Annotated in this window: 14 protein-coding genes and 1 pseudogene; 7 read left to right on the top strand and 8 right to left on the bottom strand. The window is 35.4% G+C overall.

What is annotated here, in order from left to right; genetic code table 11:
• Window positions 1–67 precede the first annotated feature (67 nt).
• A pseudogene (locus AWV75_RS15465) lies at window positions 68–401 on the top strand (DMT family transporter).
• The gene (locus tag AWV75_RS15460; protein ID WP_060875219.1) at window positions 402–941 is read left to right on the top strand and encodes a DUF4269 domain-containing protein; all 540 of its coding nucleotides are present in this window, start codon (window positions 402–404) and stop codon (window positions 939–941) included.
• Here AWV75_RS15460 and AWV75_RS15455 read toward each other — a convergent pair.
• The 6 genes from AWV75_RS15455 to AWV75_RS15430 form a co-directional block, all read right to left on the bottom strand.
• Window positions 928–1,794, bottom strand: coding sequence for a helix-turn-helix domain-containing protein (locus AWV75_RS15455; protein ID WP_060875218.1), 867 nt, complete (start codon window positions 1,792–1,794; stop codon window positions 928–930). The two genes, AWV75_RS15460 and AWV75_RS15455, sit on opposite strands and share 14 nt — an antisense overlap.
• Before the next feature lie 128 nt (window positions 1,795–1,922).
• Window positions 1,923–2,675, bottom strand: a complete 753-nt coding sequence (gene tpiA / locus AWV75_RS15450; protein ID WP_060875217.1) for a triose-phosphate isomerase — start codon at window positions 2,673–2,675, stop codon at window positions 1,923–1,925.
• Window positions 2,676–2,677: 2 nt separating this feature from the next.
• Window positions 2,678–3,253 carry a TlpA family protein disulfide reductase gene (locus AWV75_RS15445; protein WP_060875216.1) on the bottom strand — a complete coding sequence of 192 codons (576 nt, stop codon included), beginning with the start codon at window positions 3,251–3,253 and terminating at the stop codon, window positions 2,678–2,680.
• A 12-nt stretch (window positions 3,254–3,265) separates the two neighbouring features.
• On the bottom strand, window positions 3,266–4,345 hold the full coding sequence (locus AWV75_RS15440) for an ABC transporter permease (protein ID WP_197429594.1): 1,080 nt from the start codon (window positions 4,343–4,345) through the stop codon (window positions 3,266–3,268).
• A 6-nt stretch (window positions 4,346–4,351) separates the two neighbouring features.
• The gene (locus tag AWV75_RS15435) at window positions 4,352–5,452 is read right to left on the bottom strand and encodes a BT_3928 family protein (RefSeq protein WP_060875214.1); all 1,101 of its coding nucleotides are present in this window, start codon (window positions 5,450–5,452) and stop codon (window positions 4,352–4,354) included.
• A 20-nt stretch (window positions 5,453–5,472) separates the two neighbouring features.
• Window positions 5,473–6,018 carry a DUF1599 domain-containing protein gene (locus AWV75_RS15430; protein WP_060875213.1) on the bottom strand — a complete coding sequence of 182 codons (546 nt, stop codon included), beginning with the start codon at window positions 6,016–6,018 and terminating at the stop codon, window positions 5,473–5,475.
• Between the two features lie 126 nt (window positions 6,019–6,144).
• Between AWV75_RS15430 and folP the strand changes: the two genes are divergently transcribed.
• The gene (folP, locus tag AWV75_RS15425; protein ID WP_060875212.1) at window positions 6,145–6,969 is read left to right on the top strand and encodes a dihydropteroate synthase; all 825 of its coding nucleotides are present in this window, start codon (window positions 6,145–6,147) and stop codon (window positions 6,967–6,969) included.
• Entirely contained in the window at window positions 6,966–7,574 is a 609-nt protein-coding gene (locus AWV75_RS15420) for a hypothetical protein (RefSeq protein WP_060875211.1), read from the top strand. Before folP ends, AWV75_RS15420 begins: the two co-directional genes overlap by 4 nt.
• A 1-nt stretch (window position 7,575) precedes the next feature.
• Here AWV75_RS15420 and rlmH read toward each other — a convergent pair whose 3' ends face one another.
• A complete protein-coding gene (rlmH, locus tag AWV75_RS15415) occupies window positions 7,576–8,049 on the bottom strand; it encodes a 23S rRNA (pseudouridine(1915)-N(3))-methyltransferase RlmH (RefSeq protein WP_002990723.1) in 474 nt (157 codons plus the stop codon).
• 119 nt (window positions 8,050–8,168) lie between these two features.
• On the bottom strand, window positions 8,169–10,265 hold the full coding sequence (locus AWV75_RS15410) for a M3 family metallopeptidase (protein ID WP_060875210.1): 2,097 nt from the start codon (window positions 10,263–10,265) through the stop codon (window positions 8,169–8,171).
• Between the two features lie 141 nt (window positions 10,266–10,406).
• Between AWV75_RS15410 and AWV75_RS15405 the strand changes: the two genes are divergently transcribed.
• The 3 genes from AWV75_RS15405 to AWV75_RS15395 all read left to right on the top strand — a co-directional run bounded on the left by AWV75_RS15405 (window position 10,407) and on the right by AWV75_RS15395 (window position 15,936).
• Window positions 10,407–12,407 carry a S8 family serine peptidase gene (locus AWV75_RS15405; RefSeq protein WP_231738172.1) on the top strand — a complete coding sequence of 667 codons (2,001 nt, stop codon included), beginning with the start codon at window positions 10,407–10,409 and terminating at the stop codon, window positions 12,405–12,407.
• A gap of 216 nt (window positions 12,408–12,623) precedes the next feature.
• Window positions 12,624–13,793 (top strand): porin, encoded by a 1,170-nt coding sequence (locus AWV75_RS15400; protein WP_060875209.1) that lies wholly within the window; start codon window positions 12,624–12,626, stop codon window positions 13,791–13,793.
• Window positions 13,794–13,917: 124 nt separating this feature from the next.
• Window positions 13,918–15,936, top strand: a complete 2,019-nt coding sequence (locus AWV75_RS15395; RefSeq protein ID WP_231738171.1) for a S8 family serine peptidase — start codon at window positions 13,918–13,920, stop codon at window positions 15,934–15,936.
• The last annotated feature ends 374 nt before the right edge of the window (window positions 15,937–16,310 follow it).

The following is a 16,310-nucleotide window of genomic DNA, read 5'->3' as shown; positions in this document are numbered from 1 at the left end:
AAAATACAAAGGCGATTCTTTCTATTTGAAGAATCTAGTTTACCTTTGTCTTTTAATTACGTAGACCGTGAAAAATTTTCTTTTCTTACTTATTGCTATTGTTAGTGAGGTAATTGCTACTAGTGCGTTAAAAGCATCCCATGAGTTTACCAAAATCATTCCGAGTGTAGTAACGGTTGTGATGTATGCAGTAGCCTTTTATTTCTTGAGCTTAACACTTCGCACCCATTCCTGTGGGAATTGCCTATGCCATTTGGTCGGGTATCGGAATCGTATTGGTGACGGTTGTCGCAATTCTTGTTTATGGACAAAAGCCGGATTTACCAGCAATAATCGGAATGGCCTTCATTGTATTGGGTGTGGTAATCATCAACCTGTTTTCTAAAATGAGTGCACATTAGATGGAAATTGATTTCACTACTATTGCGTATTTAAAAACTGGCAGTACTGTTCAACAACAAGTATATCAAATCTTAACGACCCATAACATTTTAGAAGGCCTACAAGATTATAATCCTGTTGTTGTGGGAACATTTCCTTTGGATATAGCTATTGAAACAAGTGATATCGATATTGCTTGCTCTTGCAAGGATATAGCCGCATTTCAGGCAAAAGTCCGAGCTCATTTTAAACAGTATATTGGATTTACAGATTTGGTTTTTACGTTGCGAACGGAACAAACGTATGTCGCAAATTTTGTGTTAGATCATGTTCCAATCGAAATTTTTGCCCAAACCATTCCCGTAGCAGAACAATATGGATATCGCCATATGCTGATTGAGCACGCCATTTTACTCGAACAAGGTGACGAGTTTAAAGCCCAAGTGATCGCACTTAAACGCGCAGGACTCAAAACAGAACCCGCATTTGCAACATTATTAGGATTGATAGGTGATCCTTATGAGAGTTTACTTACTTATAATCGCTTTAATGGACAATAGCAATAAAATCACCACGAAACTGTAAAGGCGTTTGTTTGACGTGCTTTTTAAATAAACGAGAAAAATAAGTATGATCCTCGTATCCCAATTCAAAAGCAATTTCCTTTACAGACTTAGTTGTATAGTACAATAAGCGTTTAGCTTCATCAATGATAGACTTTTTCAACCAATAACTTACGGTTTGCCCTGTTGTTTTTTTGACACAATCATTCAAATGTGCGGGTGTAATAAACAAAAGATTGGCAAAATAGGAAGGCTGTCGTAAATGAGTTTGCGTAGTAATTAAACGTTTAAATTTAGACGTAATTACATTCGATTGATTGATAGCCGAAACTTCAGGTACACGTGTCTTTTCTTTAAATAGCGAACCAATTTTGTATATAATCGCCTGAAATAAACCATTGGTTATCTCTGTGGTGTATTCTTCTTGTTTTGTTTCATATTTGGTTAAGAGGTGAATGGTATCCAATAGTGTTTGACAAGCTTCTGTTTTTAAAGGAATGCACTGTTGTGTATTCGGTAAATTAAAAAGGAGATAGGTCAAATCATCAGGAATACGAAAGTCTTGTATACTTAAAAAATGACCAAAAAAATCTTCACTGTATTCTTCTATGGTGTGAATCTGATAAGGTTTAATTAGAAATAAATCTCTCGTTTTTAGTTCATGTGTTTGCAATTCGCAATTGATGCGGAACGTACCATTCAATACGAGAATGAAAACATAGTAATCATCTCGATGGGTTAATCCTAGTATATCTTCCTCTAAAGTTTGAGGAGCCAATTCTTTCAAAAACACACCATTTTTGACTGATTTATCTTGACTGTAGGTTATAATTTCTTGATTATAGGACATGTTGTTGTTTACTTTTGTAGGACAAAGATAATAAATTATTTAGAATCTTTATAAATAAGCAAAAAAGGACGCAAAAAAAAGCCCATCTACAAGAGATAGGCTAGTATATCAATAGAATAAATGTTCGATTAGATTGCTGTTACAATAGCTGCGAAATCAGCTGCAACAAGTGCTGCTCCACCAATTAAACCACCATCAACATCGGGTTTTGAGAAAATCTCTTTTGCATTGTTCGGCTTCATACTACCTCCATATAAAATAGATGTATTTTCTGCAACCGATTTGTCGTATTGACGCTCAATTTCTTGACGAATAAAAGCGTGGATTTCTTGTGCTTGTTCTGGTGTCGCTGTTTCTCCAGTTCCAATAGCCCATACAGGTTCATAAGCAATTACAATATGCTCCCATTGCGCTTTAGATAAATGAAATAATCCATCTCTTAATTGGTTGAAAATAATGTTGAGATACTGTTTGCTTTCTCGGTCTTTTAGCTCTTCACCAATACAGTAAATTACGCGCATATTATGTCTTAAAGCCGTATTTACTTTATCTGCTAAAATAGCATCGGTTTCTTTAAAGTAATGTCTGCGTTCAGAGTGCCCGATAATTACTGTTTCAACACCAACGCTCAATAACATTTGAGCCGAAATTTCTCCTGTAAAAGCACCACCTTCAGCTTGATGCATATTTTGAGCGGCCACTTGAATGTTAGTTCCTTCTAAGTGATTTACTGCACTAGCTAAATTGGTAAAAGCAGGAGCGACAATAACTTCCACTTCTTTACCTGTAGGCAATAGTTCAATTAATTCATCTAATAGCACATGAGTTTCTGAAAGATTCTTGTGCATTTTCCAGTTTCCAGCAACAATTTGGTGTCTCATAATTATTGTAATGTATTTAATAAGGCTTTAATCTCTCCAAAGTTTTTCTCTGTCGCGTTAAAAAGCTCAATTTTTCCTTCTTTGTTTATCACAATATAGCGCGGAATCCAGTTCAATTCAATAGCTTGTCCAAAAGTTCCTTTCATGCGTTTCTCATCGTTGAGGTGAAATTGCTCTCCTTCAATTCCGTATTTCTCTATCGCTTCTTTCCAAGCTTCAGGTGTTTTATCTAAGGATAAATTGACAAATACTACATCTGGAAATTCAGCTTTAATTGCTTTAATCTCAGGTAGTGCTTTAATACAATCAGGACACCAAGCCGCCCAAACATCAATTAAGATATTCTTCCCTGTATATTGGGCAAGGATTTCTTGAAAAGTAATTGTACTTCCATCTAATTTGTGGAATACTTGTGATAACGCTTCTTGTTTGAATTGTTTGGTATCAACTGGCGTTTCTTCTGGTGTAGAAGTTGTTGTAGCTTCCTCTGTTGAGATAACCTCTAACTTCTCTGTTTGTTGCTTACAAGCTGTAGCTGTTAAAGCAAGTATAGAAAGGGTGATAAAAATTTTCTTCATAATAATCAATATTTATTCGTTTAGCTTTATTCTAGGATCTAAATAAGCATAGATCAAATCTACTAAAATTGTTACGATTACGAAAGCGGTTGCAATAGTAAGTACCGCTCCCATGATAATAGGGAGATCTAATGTATTCAAGGCTTCTACAATTTCTTTGCCTAAGCCATTCCAGCCGAAAATATACTCGACAAAAACGGCACCCGCTAACATGGAGGCAAACCAACCAGATAGCGCAGTTACTACAGGGTTTAATGCATTTTTTAATGCGTGTTTGTAGATGACTTGTGTAGTACTCATTCCTTTGGCTTTGGCTGTTCGGATATAATCCAAACTCAATACTTCTAATAGGGAATTACGCATCAATTGAATTACAACAGATAATGGACGAATACCCAAAACTAGAGCGGGGAGAACGATATTGCGCAAGGCTAAATAACGACCCTCACCATAATCATCTACTTCGTACAAACTACCGGTCATGGGTAATTGGGTATAACGATGTAGGAGGTAACCAAAAATCCAGGCAAATAAAATAGCACTAAAGAAAGAGGGGATACTCATTCCAAAGGTACTGACCACTGAAATTAGACGGTCCAACCACGTATTGACATACAAGGCAGAAATAACCCCTAAAAGTACACCAATACAAAGCGCAATCCCGATAGCTACTGTTGCAAGTAGTACGGTATTAGGCAGTGTTTCTGCTAAAATACTACTTACGGTTTTGCCATTTTTCTGGAAGCTCTCTCGTAAATAAGGAGCTTTTAGCATCACTTCAGTTTGTCCTACAGTAAGCAAGACGAATCCCGTGTACTTATTTTCATGTCTAAAACTATAGTCTGCTGCTTGTGTACTATGCAAGGAAATAGGAGACAAATCATTCAAATACAACACATATTGTTTGCTAATGGGTTGATCAAATCCATACTTCTTTTTGATAGCCAAAAGCTGTTCTGCATTTTCATTTTGATCCAACATCATACGTGCTGGATCACCAGGTAAAATTGTAAATAAAAAGAAAACTACACTTACAACTCCCCATAGAGTTAGTAAGGCATACCCCATTTTTTTGATGAAATAAGTCAACAAGATTTTTTATTTTAAGGTAACCTGATTGCGGTCTTTCCAGTGTTTCTTTTCGACAATAATTCCTTTTTCTAATACAACTATACTTGGATTTGCACGTTCAATTGTTTTCAACGTTGTTGCATCAGAAGTATAGTAGATGAAAGGCAATTCGTATTTCTTAATTACGTCATCAATAATAGCATTGCTCGAAGCAGTTAATCCAGCTACAACATAGCCTTTGACAATAGCTTTATTTGCAAAGTCTTTCATTGCTTGTAAACCTTCTGCATCTGCACGCTCTAAATCATACGAAATAATCCAAATTAGTTTAGGCTCTTGTAGCATTTGTTCTAAGTGCTCTTCTCCATCCAAATCCATCGTTAAATCGTGAATAGCGGGTTGGAAACCTTCGCTCAACTGAATATCTTCTCTACGAACAAACTCAGCACCTTCAGGAATATTTCCTAATTCTTTATCGGTGAATTTTTCTTCTTTGCCATTTACGTTGTAGTAGAATGTCATTTGGTATTCTGCTTTAGGAGCATCGGCTGGAATTTCCATTCCCTTTTGAATATCGGTTCCTACTTTATACGCTCTAAAATCTTTTAAAGGCAAGTGATTCAATACCCAATACCCCATAAAACAACATAAAACAACCGTAATCATCATGATGAGGTTATTGGTTTTTACTTGAAATATTGGTTGAATAAATGATTTGAATTTAATGAGAATCAAAATAAGAATCAACAGCACAATATCTTTGGTGAAGGACCCCCAAGGAGTTAGAGGTACTGCATCTCCGAAACAACCACAGTCGGTTACTTTGTTGAAATAAGCCGAATAAAAGGTTAAGAACGTAAAAAATACAATCATTAAAAATAATAACGTCAATGTCAATTTACGCATAAAGCCCAGTAATAAGGCTACACCTAAAATCACTTCTGCAATGACTAATGCAACTGCTAAGGATAGGGCATAAGGCGTTAAAAAAGGCAAGTTTAAAACTGCTTCCGAAAAATATTCCTCTAGTTTGAAAGAGAAACCAGTAGGATCATTCAGTTTAACTAAACCGGATAAAATAAATAATACGCCTACAAAAATGCGCGACAATTGCGTGATAATCTTCATAATTAGTGGTTGATGGTTAATTATTCGTTTATTAGTTCAAGGTGAATCAAAGCAAATACAGCATAATTCAACATATCTTGATAATTCGCTTCAATGCCTTCAGAAGCTAACGTCTTTCCTTTGTTGTCTTCAATTTGCTTGACGCGAAGTAACTTTTGTAAAATTAAATCCGTTAGCGAGCTAACGCGTAAATCACGCCACGCTTCTCCGTAATCGTGATTTTTATTTTCCATTAAGGTTTTGGTTTCCAATACATGCTTGTCGTAAAGTTTTTCCACTTCTTCCGCTGTTAAGTCCGGATATTTTCCTACGCCAATCTCCGCATTAATTAAAGCCATAACACAGTAGTTAACGATGCCAATAAATTCAGGGATTTCCCCTTCGTCAACTTTGCGTACCGTGTTTTCTTGAATACTTCTCAAGCGTTGTGCTTTGATATAAATTTGATCCGTTAAGGAGCTTAAACGCATGATGCGCCAAGCACATCCATAATCGTGCATCTTTTTTTGGAATAACGATTTGCAAATAGCAATTACCTGATCATATTGTATAGAAGTAGTACTCATTTAAACTATATTTGTAATGGATTATTGTTCAAAAATAGTAATAATACTATGGTGTTGAAAATAATGTTACACCTTTTGAAAAATTAAATATAAATAAAAATAAGATAAAATATTGAATTGTGCTGTATGACAATAAATTGCAAAGGAGAATTAATTGATTTATCTACGCCTAGAATCATGGGGATTTTAAATGTAACTCCCAATTCCTTCTACGATGGCGGCAAATACAAGACAGATATTGATTTTCTAAATCAAGTTGAAAAAATGCTCATGGATGGAGCAGATTTTATTGATTTAGGAGCCTATTCCTCTAAGCCTAGTGCTGAATTTGTAAGTGAAGAGGAAGAAATCAAGCGTTTGGTTGGTGTAGTAGCCTTATTGGTCAATCATTTTCCAGGGATTAAATTGTCTATTGATACTTTTCGCGCTAAAGTGGCTCAAGAGGCCATTGAGGCAGGGGGAGCGATAGTAAATGATATTGCTGCGGGTTTATTAGATGATCGAATGATTGAGGTAGTAGGACAGTTACAGGTACCTTACATTATGATGCACATGAGAGGAAACCCAAAGACCATGCAAAGTCTTACAACCTATGATGATTTAGTAGTGGATATGCGTTATTATTTTTCAGAACGACTAGCACAAGCTAGAGCTGCTAAAATTAATGACGTTATTTTAGATCCTGGTTTTGGTTTTGCTAAAACAATGGAACAAAATTACGAGTTGATGGCTAAATTAGAGCATTTTCACTGTTTTGAATTGCCTTTGTTAGTAGGGATATCCCGCAAATCGATGCTTTATAAACTCTTAGATTGTACCCCACAAGAGGCATTGAATGGAACAAGTGTTTTAAATACAATTGCCTTGCAAAAAGGAGCGCAAATTATACGGGTGCACGATGTGAAAGAAGCGAATGAAGTTAGAAAAATTTTAAACCAATTGATGATATGAGAAAATTACTGTTTGTATTACCTATCCTTTGCCTATTGATGAGCTGTGATAAAAAAGAAATGAAATTAGCACGTGCAGCCTATATTGTTGAAGAAGGTATTGATGACCATTCGCCTATTTACATCGAATATGCAGAGGATGGAATTCACCCTCACTTAAATGATAATAATAAAATCGGTGGGACGAATTTTATTTTTCACATTGAAAGAGAACTTAATGTAAAAGAAGTATTGGAAATGGTTGTTCAACTTAAAAATAAAAAATACGACCCCAATAGCATGCATCCCGATGAGAAAGGCGTTTTTTATAGCTATGCAGATACACTTCACAAACACTTGTCTTTTTTCCCATTTAAACGCCTAGATTACGCTTTTGAACGCCCAAGTTCTACCGCAAATTTACTGTATGTTAACGCCTCTAATGATGTGTTTTTTGAAGGAAAATCCATCACGCGCGATCAAGTAGCAGAAGTAGTACAAGGACGAGATAGCCTGCTTTTGGGATTTAGCAAGGAATTAGATTTTGAAAAATATTTGCAGATGCGAGTGCTACTAGAAGAATTGAAAATTAGAGATCAATTTGTAGACCAAGATAGAATCTATTAAACTATTGATGATGATAAGGCTCATTGCGCAAAATAGTAAAGCCGCGATAGAGTTGTTCAATAATAAATAAGCGAATCATTTGATGGGAAAATGTCATTTTTGAAAGTGATATTTTCCCTTTTGCATTTTGATATACTTCTTCTGAAAACCCATAAGGCCCCCCAATAACAAATACTAGTGTTTTAATCCCAGCATTCATTCTCTTTTGTAATTCATCTGCAAAGCCTACACTCGTAAATTCTTTTCCCTTTTCATCAAGTAAAATTAAAAAATCAGTAGGGTTAATTTTGCTTAAAATTAATTCTCCTTCTTTTTGTTTTTGTTGAGCCTCAGATAAATTTTTAGCATTCTTGATATCGGCAATAATCTCCATGTCAAATTTGACGTAAAAAGACAAACGCTTCATGTAATCATTCATTAAGGTTTGTAGTTCCTTATTATCTGTTTTGCCGATAGCCAGTAGTTTTATATTCATCTGAAAAAGGATTATTTGCGTGCAAAGGTACTATTTTCTAGTTACGCGAAAAAGATTCGTATAAAATAAGACAAGCTACTCCTTGGAGTAGCTTGTCTTATATTTAGTCCTAGCGTTTATTATTCTTGAGCAAAACCAGAATAGTGCAAGTAAGCATCTATATTGGGATCTTTCCCTCTGAAATCGCGATATAGTTTATCTAATGGCATTGTATTTCCTCTAGAGAATAGCATTTTGCGTAGAATTTCTCCATTTCTTGGTGAAATACCTCCATTTTCCATTAACCAAGCGTATGCATCATAATCAATCATTTCTGACCATTTATAAGAGTAATATCCCGCAGCATATCCACCACCAAAAATATGACTGAAATAGGAAGAACGATATCTAGGAGGAACTAGCTCAGAATAAATACCGTGTTTTTGCAAAGCTTCAATTTCGAATTGATCTACATCCGTAATCTCAGTTGACGCATCAATACTGTGCCAAGCTAAGTCTAACATAGTTGCTCCTAATAATTCAGTTAAATTATAGCCTTTGTTGAAACCAGCAACAGCTTTAATGTTGTCTGCATATTTTTGAGGCATCACATAACCCGTTTGGTAATGTTTAGCGTAATTGTCTAAAATAATTGGATCGAAAGCAAAATGTTCGTGAAATTGAGAAGGAAATTCAACAAAATCACTAGATACATTGGTTCCTGATAGGGTTGGATACATCTGATCTGCAAATAAACCGTGTAGTGCATGTCCAAATTCATGGAAGAGTGTAACTACTTGATCCAAGGTCAATAGCGTAGCTTGTCCTTCTGCAGGTTTAGGGAAATTCGCTACATTATAGATAACAGGTAACTGCTTCGTTAGATGAGATTGATCTACAATATTGCTCATCCAAGCACCCCCTTGTTTAGAGTCGCGTTGGAAATAATCCGTATAGAATAACCCTAATTGGCTTCCATCTTTATTGAAAAATTCATAAACTTTGACATCTTCGTGCCAAACAGGTAAATCTGTACGTTCAATGTATGAAATATCATACAAGTATTTGGCCATAAAGAAAACACCATCTTTCAGTACTTTCTCTAATTCAAAGTAAGGTTTGAGTTCCTCCTGATTCAAAGCGAATTTTTCTTGTCTTACTTGCTCTGCATAATAATCCCAGTCTGCTGCAGTTAACGGAATACCAGATTTATTAACTTCTTCTAATAGTGTTGTTTCTTCTTTCACTGCTTGAATAGCATAGGGACTTAATTTAGACAACATCGAAAAAACATCGCCTGGATTTTGTGCCATTGTTCCTTGAAGACTCCAAGCCGCATACGTATCAAAACCTAATAATTTAGCTTTAGCTGCTCTTTTTTTCGTTAAAGCGATAATCGTTGAACGCGTATCGTTTTTATCTCCTTTTTCTGCGCGAATCCACGCAGCATGAAATAATTTATCACGTGTTTCTTTTCGTTTTAATTGACTTAAAGCGGGTTGTTGCGTTGTATTATTTAGGTCGATCGTATATTTTCCCTCTTTTTGAGGGAGGGATGCTAGTTCATTTTCAGATAATCCTTCTAGTTCTTCTTTGGTAAAAGAAATGGATCCTGATTTTGTTGCCGCTAAAAGTTTATCACTAAAATCATTGGTTAATGTAGCAATTTCTTGATTGAGCTGTTTTAATTGTTCTTTATCCGCCGCATTTAAATTAGCTCCTGCTTGTAAAAAACGTTCGTAATAAACATCAATAAGTCTGATTTGCTCTTCATTAAGCCCTAGATTTGTCCTATTTTCATGTAGTTTTTTTACACGTTCAAATAGGGCGTCATTTAAATAAATGCCATCAGTATGGATAGCAAATTTTGGAGCAAGTTCATTGTTAATAGCAATTAACTCATCGTTAGTATGTGCCCCCGTTAACAGGTTAAAAACATTGCTTACTCGAGTAAAAAGGGATCCTGAGAGTTCTAAAGCCTCAATCGTATTGATGAAAGTAGGTGGTTCACTGTTGGAGGTTATCTTTTCAATAGCTTCCGTTTGCTGACGCATTCCCTCTAATAAAGCAGGTTTAAAATCTTTGTTCTTTATTTTTGAAAAATCAGCCGTATGGTAAGGTAGTTCGCTTTCGTGAAAAAAAGCATTGGTTTCATCCCATTTTGACTGGTTTTGACAAGAGATGGAAAATACAGCAGCGCCTAATGCAACGCCCATAATCACTTTCTTTACATACATAAGGTAGAGTAGTTTTTGGTTTAATGAATGTCAAAGATAAAAATATATTGTAATTGACTTAATTTATTATAAATTTAAACCTCACTTTCGAACCAAAGAAAACAGTAAAATGATGTTCTTTGATTCTCGTAAATATAGGCTATGATTAAAATGACTCCCTTTTTGAGTATGCTTTTCTTTTTAGTAGGAGCGAGTTTATCTGCTCAATCAATTGCTGTTCGACAACAATTGCAACAACAATATACAACTGATGCGGCAAAGTTGACACTGCAAAAGATAACGACTGAAGAGGCTGTAGCACGTGAAAAGTTACGTGAATACCAAAAGGACAACGTTCATTTTAAAGCTCAATTTACAGATGAGGTCAATTATTATCAGGCACAACGCGTGGAGCGAAATGCGGTAATATACTTTAAGACCCACAACGTAACTTCAAGAATGGTTAGTGAGGTCAATCAATTGAATGAATCAAGTAATCCAGCATTCAATACTCTTTTGGGACAACAGATGGTTGTTGGGGTTATTGATGGGGATTTGGCTTTTGCTCGACATATAGAATTTGGAGGACAAGCGCAATCAAGAGTAAAAATGTTAGATACTTGGAATGAAAATAACGTAGACAACGATACTGTTTTTGCAGCTATAGAACGAAGAAGAAATCATGCTACACACGTAGTGGGAACTATTCTAGCAGAAGGAAGGAAAACAGAGGCTAAAGGGATGGCTCCCAAAGCAGAAGCGTTTAGCTATCAATGGATAAATGATATGGTTAAATTGGGAAATCTTGGAAAACAAGGAATCTTGGTATCTAATCACTCCTATGGAATTGCAGCGATTGATGAAAATAAACAACCCCTTTTACCACGTGATTATTTCGGAGCTTACTCAATTGATGCGATGCATATGGATCAATTGACTTATTTGTATCCTTATTTACAACCTGTTGTAGCAGCAGGAAATGATAAATTATATGCGAATATTGTGAATCCTGATAAGAAAGGAATGGATTTGCTTTTGGGACATGCGAATGCGAAAAATGCAATTGTAGTTGGGGCTGTAGGAATATATGGAGAAGGTTTTTTGAATGAGACTGATTTTAGTAGTAATGGACCAACGAATGATTTCCGAATTAAGCCAGATATTGTTGCAATAGGGAAAGATGTATTGTCCTCTGCTTATCAATATCGTTTTATTGATGGAGAAATTGAGAAGGATAATTTGTATACCACGTTAAGTGGAACTTCTATGGCAGCACCTTCTGTTGCTGGAATTTTATTATTGTGGCAACAATGGGCGCTGAATCAAAAGAAGTTTCCGTATAAAGCAGCCACAATCAAGGGAATTATGATTAATAGTGCAGATGCAATGGCTATTGAAAAAGGTCCCAATGCAAGAACAGGATGGGGAGTGATTAATGCATGGAATGGAATTCAACTGTTAGATGCGGCAAATAAAGAACAAGCGGTTATTAGAGAGGAAACGTTGTTGGATAAAAAATCCAATACACTGCGTGTACAGGTAGTGGAAAAAATGGAACAACTTGCATTTACAATTTGTTGGACTGATGTTGCGGGAACGTATAGTGAAGCGAATTTTTCAGAAGACAAAGGTGTTAGAAACCTAGTGAATGATTTGGATCTACGGGTGTATAAAGATGGAGTTGAGCATTTTCCATGGAAACTTACGAATGGTTATACGGTAAGTAAAGCTGTACGAGGAGATAACCAGGTAGACAATGTTGAACGAATAGACATAGACAACCCTGAATTAGGAGTGTATGAGATTGTGGTATCACATAAAGGGCAACTTGTAAATCAAGTGCAAGACTATAGCTTAATTGTAAACGGAAACACTTATTCTGGAGTTGTCTTAGAATCGGTAGAAGAGCATAAAGAGCTAGAAGAAATCGTTGCTTGGCCAAATCCAGTGGGAGATATCCTGAATATAGAGATACCACAAGCATTTGTCTTTTCGACAATAGAAGCGATAATTTATGATCGCTCAGGAAAGTATATAGCTACAATGCCAATGCAAGCAACAAATAGACAAAGCTTGAATGTGTCTTTTTTACCTAGTGGAATGTATTTTCTTACCCTTAAAGGAGGCGTGAAAAAACAACAAGTAAAGTTTTTGAAAAGATAAAATAAAAGCGATAAACTCACATTTTATGTGGTTGTTTTTATGATATTCATATAAATCATTAAAGATTTATTCGTTTTTGAAATAAAAATTAAAAACGGCATGTTATTTGATTTTTAATCAATTGTGATTTTTTTTGGAGGTATTCAGTTTTAAAACGGTTTATGTTTCAATAAAAACACAAGGAAATGAATTAAAAATTAAAATAATGATGAAGGTATGAAACGACTTGTGAGTTTAGTATTGGTAGGAATGTCAACATTTGTTTTTGGACAGCAAACGAGTGTAAGTGATTCTCTTTTTAATCCTCTAATCCCCGTTAACAAACAAAATCTACTCAAAGATTTTGATTTAGTTTTTCTTATGCGATATGGACTTGATTCTTATGTGGAAAAAGAAAAACCTACAACAAGTCAATTTAATGGTAATGAATTGCGTATTGATGTAAGTGCAAAAGTGCATGATCGAGTGGGTTTTCGATTTAGAAATCGAATGACTGCAGTACCAACAACAGGTACTTTGGACCATGTTAATTCAACAGTCGACATTGCTTTTATCGATGTAAAAGCTACGGATAAGGTAAACCTTACTGTGGGTAAGCTCTCATCGGATTGGGGAGGTTATGAATATGACTTAAATCCTATTGAGGTCTTGGTTTATAATGATATCTTAGACCATGCTGAAAACTATATGGTTGGTTTTGGAGTAGGGTATAAAGCCAATGAAAAGCATCGATTCAATGTACAAATACTCAATACGAGTGCTAATAAACTGCAACAAGAAGGAGCAATTGCCATTCCTCAAGGGCTAGAAGAGTCAAAAACACCTTTGGCTTTCGTCGGAAATTGGAGAGGAAGTTTTTGGAATGATCAATTTCAAACGTCCTATAGTTATAGCTATTTTTCTCAAGCAAAGAATAAGGGAATGTATTATATAGCACTAGGAAATAAATACCAGCATAAGAATATAACGTGGATGTATGATTTCCAATATAGTCATGATGCATTAGATAAACGCGGAATAATTAGCTCTATGTTTCAGGAGGAAAAACCGGTGATGGCAGAAGATGTTTCTTATATGGATCATTGGACAAGAATAGATTATCAGGTATATACTAAATTGTATCTTTCTTTAACCTTGATGACAAGCAATGCTTATGCGCAACATCACGTTGCAGCTGAAACAGCAAATCATCATATTCGAACAAGTTATGGAGTAAGTCCGATGATACAGTATCGTCCATTTAAAAAGTTGAATTTGCGATTTTATGCTGCTTATGTTGGTCGTTGGTATCAGTATTCTTCTTATGCAAAAGAGGTATTAGGTCAAGAAAATGGTAGTGTTGGACGTATTAGCCTTGGATTCATAACTCCTCTACAGGTGTTGTAAGTAAAATTAGCTAGTAAGATATTGTTTTTCTGTTAAAATTAACCAAACCGTATACTTTTGTAAGATTAAAATTTTACCTTTCCACCCGTGAATGAATATACGTATAGAAGTTAAACAAAATATCATGAAAAAAAATATTGTTTTAGTATTGAGCTTTGCTGCTTTGTGTAGTTTTAGTGTGCAAGCACAAAATCAAGAACAAAAAAGAAAAATAGTGAATAGCTATAAAGAAAGTGTTGCTCAAGAAGGTTACGTAAATGTTGCGAAAAAGCTTACGGCGCAAAAAATAGAAGCTCATGAACTAGCAAAAGCCAATAATAGACCAATATCAGGAGTTACAAAAGACGGTAGAGCTTATTCGTTACAACGAGTAGATGAGTTTGGTACTTATATTTACTATGTGACAAGTAATGCAGGAAGCCGTGTAACAGCAAGAGTGAATGATATTGCTCCAGGAGGAAGTCTCGGTTTAAACTTAGATGGAAAAGGAGTTACAGTTGGTGTTTGGGATGGTGCTCCAGCTTTAGATACCCATGTAGAATTACAAGGTATAAATGGAGTTTCAAGAATTGCACTTAAAAATGATTTGCCTGATTTGTCTCGATTGAGTCAAGCAGAGCGAACTAGATTTGTAAGAGGACGTTCACATGCTACGCACGTAACAGGAACAATCGCTTCAAGAGGAATAAATCCTAATGCAAAAGGGATTGCACCTGAAGCCCATGTGGTAAGTTATGATTGGGATGATGATTATGAAGAGATGGATGAGGAGGCAGCTACTAATGCTCTGTTAGTTTCAAATCATTCCTATGGTATGGCCGCAATTGGCGATGATGGAACAATATATGTAAGAGCCAATTATTTTGGTGCTTATGATGGAACAGCTCAGGTTTATGATTGGGTGACAAGTAATAATAAATATTATCAACCCGTTGTTGCAGCAGGAAATGATCAACAGTATTATACGAGATTGAATCCTACTAAAAATGGAGTAGATATGCTTTTAGGAGGATCTGTATCTAAAAACGTGATTGTTGTTGCTGCAGTAAATCAAGTAACCAACTATACAAATCCAGCTAGTGTACGCATTGCTAACTTTAGTAGTAATGGACCTACAAATGATTTTCGTATTAAGCCAGATATTTCGGCTAAAGGAGTAAGCGTTTTTTCAACTAATTATGTGTTGCCTACACCATTGACAGGAGTACCTAGAACCGATGCTTATGCATCATTTGATGGTACATCCATGGCAGCCCCTGCAGTGACAGGAGTGATTGCCTTGTGGCAACAATGGGCAGTGGAAAATAGAGAAATGCCGTTGAAATCTGCATCTGTTCGTGCGTTGATGGCACATACTGCTGATGAAACAGGTAGTGCACCAGGGCCTGATCATATTTTTGGTTGGGGATTAATCAATGCAAAAGCTGGAGTTCAGGTTTTATATGGTGCAAAAGAAGGTTTAGCACTATTGGAAGAAAATGAACTAGTACAAGGAGCAATGTATGAAAAGGAGCTAATTGTAAAAGAAAGTGGAGGAAAAGTTATTGTTACTTTAGCTTGGACCGATCCATATGCTGAGGTAAGTAGAAATAACTACAATGAAGATTATGCAATGAGAAACCCTTCTTTAGTGAATGATTTAGATTTACGAGTGTTTAAAGATGGAGTAGAGTATTTGCCTTGGAGATTAAATAAAGATTTCAATAATCTAGTAGCGGTACAAGCAGATAATGATGTGGATAATATCGAAAAAATTGAGATTGAAGGAGCAGAAGCAGGAACTTATACAATTAAAGTATCTCATAAAGGAACTTTAGATGCCGATAGTCAAGAGTATTCCCTTATTGTAACAAGTGATGATTTCAATAATTTATCTACAGAGGAGTTTGATTTGACAGATTTATCTTTTGCTGTTTGGCCAAATCCGGTAGTGGATCAATTGCATGTAACGATTCCAGAAGAGGTTAATGTAAAAGGCATGTCTATTCAAGTATTTGATATGACAGGTCGTTTGGTACAAAGTTTACCAACGCTTTCTTCTAATGAAGTGAAAGTAGATATGAAAGGATTATCTTCAGGTACTTATTTTGTGAAGATAAAAGGCAATGGCTTTGACAAGACAGAGCGTATTGTAAAAAAATAATACTTTAATAGTATTCCATATAAAAAAAGGAGAGCATTGCTCTCCTTTTTTTGTGGGAAGTTTTTTCACTTTTTTGTTTTTGATGAAGATGTTTGATTCTCTCCTTATATATAGGAGGGTTTTTTGTGGGATGATTTTTTGTTTTTTTTTTGAAGATGTTTGATGCTCACCTTATATATAGGAAGGATTTTTTGTAGAATGTTTTTTTGCTTTTTCGCTTTTTTGTAAAGTTGTTAGATTCTCTTCTTATATATAGGAGTGTTTTTTTGTAGGATGTTTTTTCGCTTTTTTGCTTTTTGTGAAGATGTTTTATGCTCACCTTATATATATAGGTAGGGTTGTAACGGCTATATATTCCAAATTTAATTTGTTTT

The sequence above is a fragment of the Myroides odoratus genome, from assembly GCF_001549985.1.
Classification (GTDB): Bacteria; Bacteroidota; Bacteroidia; order Flavobacteriales; family Flavobacteriaceae; genus Flavobacterium; species Flavobacterium odoratum_A.
The sequence above is the reverse complement of the archived record's forward strand: the minus strand, read 5'-3'. Positions and strand labels throughout refer to the sequence as shown.